Below are 7,328 nucleotides of genomic sequence, written 5' to 3'. Positions count from 1 at the left end.
CCAACAATGACTGTTGAAACAATCCCAGCAGACACTCCAACCACACCCCCACAAAAAGGAGGGCCGGCGAGCGTCATACTCAAAGAAACCCCAAACAAAAAGGGGCTGTTCATACATGAACACTAGCCAAAAACAGTTCGCTGTTGAGTTCTCAAAGAACACACCCACACCACAACCACACACCCAACAAGGCGCACAGTCGCAGGGAGCATTTCCTGCTTCATTTGCCGTATGTCGATCACTCTAGCAAGCCCGAAATCCGGTCGCTTCAGGGGGGTCCCCGTCGCTCCCAGCCGCTCAGGCGACTGCTTGAGTTGTCAACTCGCCGTAGGAACGTCGTCCGTTCCCCCAGCGGCCACTCAACGTTACCCGGTTCGCTTCGCCGTGTCAAATCGGCGCGCCCCGGCCGGTCTGCGCTCGCGGGATCACTCCCGGGCGCTCCCGGCACCGTCCGTCCCGGGCTTTCGCTCCGGTCCGTCCGGCCGTCCGTGCGGCAAGAACTAAGTTACGCACACGCTCGGTGAAAGTCAAATCGCCTGTTCAGACGCTTGACGTCACCCGTTCGCCTGGGGATCACCGGGACGTCGGCCGGAGCCACAGCTTGACCGTGCTCGTCGTCCCGGTGGCGTTGACCGCCTCCAGGAGGTCGGCCGGGGACACCGTCCGGGTGCGACCGACCGGGACGAGCTCGTAACCGCGGGCGACGATGTCGTCCAAGGCGGTCGCGGGGTCATCGCCCATCTCGGTGATCGCCGAGGGGGTGAAGGTGCCGACGACCGACGGCCGGTCCCGTTCGAGCAGCCGGTCGAGCCCGCGCAGCACCCGGTGGATCCGGCCGCCGACGTTCACGTGCACCACCGACAACCGCGCGGCGTCGGCCACCCCGCGGGCCTCCAGCTCCTCGTCCAGCCGCAGCCCGCGCACCGCGGCGCCGGAACCGCTCTCGGCCACGTCGACCCCGCCCGCGGCCGAGGGGGCGGCCACCAGCTCGCGCCCGGCGTCCCAGGCGGCGCCGTCCACCACCACCAGCCCGCGCGCCCACTCGGCCGGGACGTTGACCTCGACGTTGTGGCGCAGCAGTTCGCGGCTGCGGGCGCCCGGTTCCACGGCGACGACGCCGCCGCGGGGCCCGAACCTGCTGAGCACCCGCACCGCCTGGTACCCGACGTAGGACCCGACGTCGAGGAACACCCCGTCGGGTTCCAGCAGCGAGTCGATCAGCGCGGACACCTCGGCGTCCCAGGCGGAGTGCGAGGACAACCAGGGCAGCATCGCGGCGTCGTCGGCGGGGAACCGCAGCAGCCCCGCGTCGCAGAGCACCGGGGCGGTGGTCGCGTCCTCCGCGCCGCTGCTGCGCTGGTGCTCCCGGAGCAGCACCCGCCGCAGCACGTCGGTGCGGTGCAGCGCGGCGCCCGCGTCGGCGGCGGCGCTGCGCACGCCGGCTTCCAGGGCGCGTCCGCCGTCGCGCTCCAGGGCGTCGACCCGGTCGACGATCCGCTCGACGGCGCCGGTCAGGCTGTCGATCCGCTGCGCGAGGGCGTCGATCCGGTCGCTCCCGCCCGGTTCCTGCTCCAGCTCGCGCAGCCTGCGGTGCTGGTCGGCGAGGTCGGCGCGGGCCCGGACCATGCCGTCGTCGGTGCCGAGGAGCTGGGCGTGCAGCTGCTCCTGCCGCTGCTGGAGCCGCCCGAGCTCGCCGCGCATCCCGTCCAGGTCGCCGCCGCCGTCGACGTCGTGCTGGCGGCTCAGGAGTTCGGCTGCGGTCTGCTCCACGCCGTCGATCAGCGCGCGCAGCACGTCGCGGATGTGCTCGTCGTAGTGGCTGAGCGCCCGGAGGACGGCCTTGCGCAGCGCGGGCGCCATCGAGTTGCGGCTCCCGACGCCGACGTCGGGGGTCCGGTGCAGGGCGTGCCGGGCGACGAGCAGCGGGCGCAGCGGGTCGTCGAGGTGGCCGTGCCGCTCCTGCGCCCACTGGGTGCGCCAGTTGCGGTAGGCGTGCTCCACGCGTTCGCGCAGCTTCTCCCCCGCCGCGGCGACGGTGTGCGTGGCGAGCAGGTGTTCCCGCGCCGACGCGGCGAACTCGGCGGTGCCGTCGGGATCGTCGGCCGCCCCGCGCAGCGCGACGGCGGCGGCGTCGATGTCCGGTTCTCCCGGTCCCTGGCAGGCGACGAGCACCGCGCCCCGCGCACCGAGCAGCTCGGCGACGCCGCCGTGCTCCCCCGCGATCACCGGCACGCCGGAGGTCGCCACGTCGAGCAGGCGCAGCACGTGGTGGTCGCCGCCGTCGCGGTGCAGCGACAGCACGCAGTCGGCGGCCCCGGCGAGCACGTCGACGTCGAGGTCCTCCTCGACGAGCAGCACCCGCTGGTCGGCGGCGGTGGCCAGGCGGAGGCGCTCGGCGGCCTCCGGGTGGTCGTCCGCGCCGGAGACGGCGATCAGCAACCGGACGTCGTCGCGGTCCGGGAAGGCGGCCAGGAAGGCGCTGACCAGGCCGACCGCGTTGTCGGTGCGCTCGACGGCGTGGTCGACGGCGGCGGCGACCACGTACTCCTCGGAGATGCCGAAGCGCGCCCGGGCCGCCTTGCGGGTGGGCAGGTCGACGGGATCGTGATCGACGGCGGCCACCGGCAGCACCCGGGCCACCGCCCCGGTCCGCCGGGCCGCCGCGCGGCTGCTCTCCGAGAGCACCCAGGTCTCGGCCACGGCGGCGGAGGGCCGCTCCGCGACGCTCGGGCGCACGTCGATCAGGTGGCGGCCGGTGGGCACCGGTATGCCGGGTTCGCAGCGCAGCACGACCGGGTAGTACGCGGTGTCGGCGGTGGGCAGGCCCGACGCGCGGACGGCGGTGCGGACCGCCTCGGCGAGCCGGCCGCCGCCGAGCACCGCGACGCCGAGCTGGTCGACGAGGGCGGCGCGGTGGTCGCTCTGCCGGTGGACCGCCGCCGCCGGGACCCGGCCGCTGGCGATGCCGACGCCGACGCACCACTCGTGGAACGCGACCGCGTGCTCGCCGAAGGGTTCGGGGTGGTCGCGGCGCAGCACCGGGTCCTCCGCCCACACCGCCGCGGTCCAGCGCGAGCCGCCCGCGGCGCGCTGCCGGTCGTCACCGGGGGCGCAGGCCCACTCCAGGAACTCGTCGGCGGACTCGAAGGGGCTGGGCGGTGCCTGGCCGGCCGACCACGCGGCGGCGTACTCGCGGCGCAGCTCCTCGGGCAGCGCCGTGCCGTCCGGCAGGAAGTCGTAGGGGTGCGGCTGCTCGCGGGTGTACCCGGCGGCGACCAGCGCGTTGCGGTACCCGGCGCAGAGGCCGGCGAGTCCGGGCTGCTCGGACAGCAGCACGCGGGGCCGGTCGGCGTAGCCGGTGGACAGCAGCCACGGGCGCTGCGGCTGGAACCCCTCGAAGTGGACGGTGCGCAGCGGGAGGCCGTTCGCGGTGTGCGCGCCGTCGCGGGAGACGACCAGCGCGCGCTCGGTGGCGTTCCACGCCGAGAGCCCGACGCCCGGGTCGCGGACGACGTGGTGGTCGACCAGCGAGATGGCCACGTCGAGCAGGCCCGCGGCGCCGGTCGGGTCGGCGCTGAGCCGGTCGATCGTGGTGTTCAGCAGCTCCTCGGCCCCGGTGTGGACGGCGAACACCGCCGGGTCGAAGGTGCCCTCCTCGGCGAGGTCGGTGGCGTCCGGGCGCAGGCCGTCGACGGGCAGCGGGGCGAGCACCCGGGGTACCAGGGTGACCGGCTGGCCGGAGCCGCGCAGCGGTTCGTCGAGCGGGGCGAAGACCTGCACCCACGGCTCGAACTGGACCACGGTGCCCGCCCCGGCGAGCAGGTGCCGCAGCAGCCGGGGGCGCAGCACGTCGCGGAGCTGCTCGCTGGTGCAGGCCATCGCCAGCCGGGCGAACTCCTCGGCGGGCACGCCGACCGCGCCGGGGGACAGGCAGTCCGGTTCGTGCGCGGTCTCGTCGACCAGCAGCAGCCCGAACTCGGCGGTCGGGTGCTGCTGGAGGAAGGAGTCCCGCAGCACCCGCGCGGCGGGGAGCTGGTCGCGGGTCGCGACGGTGCATCCGGTGAGCGAACCCGGCGCGTCCGGGGCCTCGGCGGGCCACTGCGGCTCGGTCGGATCGCCGGGGGCGGTGGGGTCGTGATGCGCCTGCGAATCGGTCACGGGCGCAACCTACCGCCCGCCGCGGCGCGGCCGAACGCCTCACCCGCCGGAGTGATCGACGCCGGAATCGTCCCTGGTCGCGGGGATGTCCGACGCCGCGCTCACAGCATCGGCATCAGGGTCCGCAGCTCGTACGGGGTGACGTGGCTGCGGTAGGAGTTCCACTCCTCGCGCTTGTTGCGCAGGAAGAAGTCGAACACGTGCTCGCCGAGGGTCTCGGCGACCAGCTCCGAGTTGTCCATCTCGGCCAGCGCCTCGTTGAGGTTCTGCGGCAGGGTGTCGAACCCGGCGACCTTGCGCTCCCGCTCGGTCAGCGACCAGACGTCGTCCTCGGTGGCGGGCGGCAGCTCGTAGCCCTTCTCGACGCCGCGCAGCCCGGCCGCCAGGATCACCGCGTAGGCGAGGTAGGGGTTGCAGGCCGAGTCGAGGTTGCGGACCTCCACCCGGCGCGACGACGCCTTGCCCGGCGAGTACATCGGGACCCGGACCAGCGCGGAGCGGTTGGCGTGCCCCCAGCAGACGGCGGTCGGGGCCTCCCCGCCGACGATGAGCCGCTTGTAGGAGTTGACCCACTGGTTGGTCACCGCGGTGATCTCCCGCGCGTGGTGCAGGATCCCCGCGACGAACGCCCGCCCGGTGTCGGACAGCTCGTAGGGGTCCTCCGGGTGGTAGAAGGCGTTCTGGTCGCCCTCGAACAGGCTGAAGTGGGTGTGCATCCCCGACCCGGCCTGGGTGCTGAACGGCTTGGGCATGAAGGAGGCGTTCACGCCCTGGGTGATCGCGACCTCCTTGACCACGTACCGGAAGGTCATCACGTTGTCGGCCATGGTCAGCGCGTCGGCGTAGCGCAGGTCGATCTCCTGCTGGCCGGGGGCGCCTTCGTGGTGGCTGAACTCCACCGAGATGCCCATGGCTTCGAGGGTCTCGATGGCGTTGCGCCGGAAGTGCGGCGCGGCGTTGTGGCTGGCCTGGTCGAAGTACCCGCCGGAGTCGGCCGGGATCGGTTCGCTGCCGTCGTCGGGCAGGTTCTTGAGCAGGAAGAACTCGATCTCCGGGTGGACGTAGCAGGTGAACCCGGACTCGGTGGCCCGGGCCAGGGTCCGGCGCAGCACGTGCCGGGGGTCGGCCCAGCAGGGGGAACCGTCGGGCATGTGGATGTCGCAGAACATCCGCGCCGAGTAGTGCTCGCCGTCCGGGGTCTCCCACGGCAGCACCTGGAAGGTCGTCGGATCGGGCTTGGCGACCATGTCCGATTCGTAGACCCTGGCGAAGCCCTCGATCGACGAGCCGTCGAACCCGATGCCCTCGGCGAAGGCGCCTTCGAGCTCGGCGGGCGAGATCGCCACCGACTTCAGGATGCCGAGGACGTCGGTGAACCACAGCCGCACGAAGCGGATGTCACGTTCCTCCAGGGTGCGGAGCACGAACTCCTGCTGGCGGTTCATGCTGGCAGCCTAAAAGCTCGACGGCCCCGATGCGTAACTGGTCCGTGAAGCTCCGCCGCGCGCGCTCACCCGCCGAAGCCCAGCGCGGCGACCATCAGCGGCAGCAGCAGGGCGATGAGGATCGCGCCCGCCACGTCGAACACCGCCCCGGAGCGGATCATCTTGGTGATCGGCACCGCCCCGGAGCCGTAGACGATGGCGTTCTGCGGGGTGGACACCGGGAGCATGAACCCGAACGACGCGGCGAAGGTGGCGGCGATGGCGGGCACGAAGGGGTTGATCCCGGCGGCGACCGCGATCGGGATCACGATGGGCACCACCACCGCGGCCGAGGCCGTGTTCGAGGTGGTCTCGGAGACCACCACGGCCAGCACGATCGCGAAGACCGTGATGGCGACCGTGCTGGACAGGCCGAGCCCGCTCGCGGCGGCGGTGCCGATGGTTTGGGCGAGTTCGGTGTCGGCCAGCAGGGAGCCGAAGATGATGCCGGTGCCGAACAGCACCACGGTGCCCCAGTCGATCCGGCTGGCCTCGGTCCAGGTGAGGGTGAACTGCCGCTTCTTCCAGTCGGTCGGCAGCAGGAACAGCAGCGCGGCGCCGAACACCGCGACGATGCCCTCGTCGAGCCGCTCGCTGATCACGTCGTAGACCGGGGAGTCGTTGCCCGCGAACAGCGCGACGAACCCGGGGGTGACCCACAGCGCGACGGTGACGCCGAAGGCGACCAGGGTGTTCTTCTCCGCGCGGGAGATCCGGCCGAGCTTGGCCCGCTCCGCGGCGACGTACTCCTCGACCCCGGTGAGCTTGCCGATCTCGGGCCGGTTGAGCAGCAGCAGGACCACCACGAGGATGACGAACATCAGCGCGCACACCGGAGCGGCCATCGCCATCCACTGCAGGAAGGTGATGCGCTCGCCGGTGGCCTCCTCGATCAGGCCACGCCCGATCAGGTTCGGCGGCGAGCCGATCGGGGTGAGCAGCCCGCCGACGCTGGCGCCGTAGGCGAGCACCAGCATCAGCGCCACCCCGACCCGCAGCCGCAGCGGGTCGAAGGGCGCGTCGGCGGGGAGCTTGGCGCGCACCAGGTCCGCGATCACCGCGAGGATGCCGACCGCGGTGGGCAGCAGCATCGCGACGGTGGCGGTGTTCGACACGACGGCCGACAGCAGCGCGGTGACCACGCCGAACGCCGCGATCACCCGGCCGGAGCTGCGCCCGACGCCGGGCAGCGACAGGATCGTGAAGGCGAACCGGCGGGCCAACCCGTGCCGCAGCATCGCCTGGGCCAGGATGAACGCCCCGATGAAGGTGAACACGGTGGACGAGCCGAACGGGGCGAGCACCTCGTCCGGCGGCAGCACCCCGAGCATCACGATCGCCGCCACGCCGAGCAGCCCGCCGACCGGGATCGGCACCGGTTCGCAGACCCACAGCACGATGACGCCGAGCAGCACGGCGGCGAGCTTGTGCTGCGCCGGTTCGAGCTGGACCGGGAGCAGCAGGAAGACGATGCTGATCAGCGGGGCGAGGACCAGCCCGACGGTGCGCCTGCCCTTCTCGAACCGCTCCTCGGCCGGGGACAGCACCTGTTCGCCCAGCCCGCGGTAGGTGCTGCCCGAGAGCAGCACGTCGGTCACGCTCCGCGAGCCGGAGTCCCGGCGGTCCGATTCGTCCATGCGGGAACCATAGGGTCGTGGTGATCGGCCTCACCACCGGCGAACCGCC

3 protein-coding genes are annotated in these 7,328 nt (G+C 72.5%); all 3 read right to left on the bottom strand.

Annotated features, from left to right (window positions below; genetic code table 11):
- Positions 1–573 precede the first annotated feature (573 nt).
- Complete coding sequence (locus ABD976_RS19075; protein ID WP_345365032.1) at positions 574–4,158, bottom strand: FkbM family methyltransferase; 3,585 nt, start codon at positions 4,156–4,158, stop codon at positions 574–576.
- A 101-nt stretch (positions 4,159–4,259) separates the two neighbouring features.
- The gene (gene glnA, locus ABD976_RS19070) at positions 4,260–5,603 is read right to left on the bottom strand and encodes a type I glutamate--ammonia ligase (RefSeq protein WP_345365030.1); all 1,344 of its coding nucleotides are present in this window, start codon (positions 5,601–5,603) and stop codon (positions 4,260–4,262) included.
- A gap of 65 nt (positions 5,604–5,668) precedes the next feature.
- On the bottom strand, positions 5,669–7,279 hold the full coding sequence (locus tag ABD976_RS19065) for an SLC13 family permease (RefSeq protein WP_345365028.1): 1,611 nt from the start codon (positions 7,277–7,279) through the stop codon (positions 5,669–5,671).
- Positions 7,280–7,328 lie beyond the last annotated feature (49 nt).

Origin of the sequence: Saccharopolyspora cebuensis, from assembly GCF_039542665.1 — a bacterium.
Classification (GTDB): domain Bacteria; phylum Actinomycetota; class Actinomycetes; order Mycobacteriales; family Pseudonocardiaceae; genus Saccharopolyspora; species Saccharopolyspora cebuensis.
Note: the sequence above shows the minus strand (reverse complement) of the source record. Positions and strands in the feature narration are given on the sequence as shown.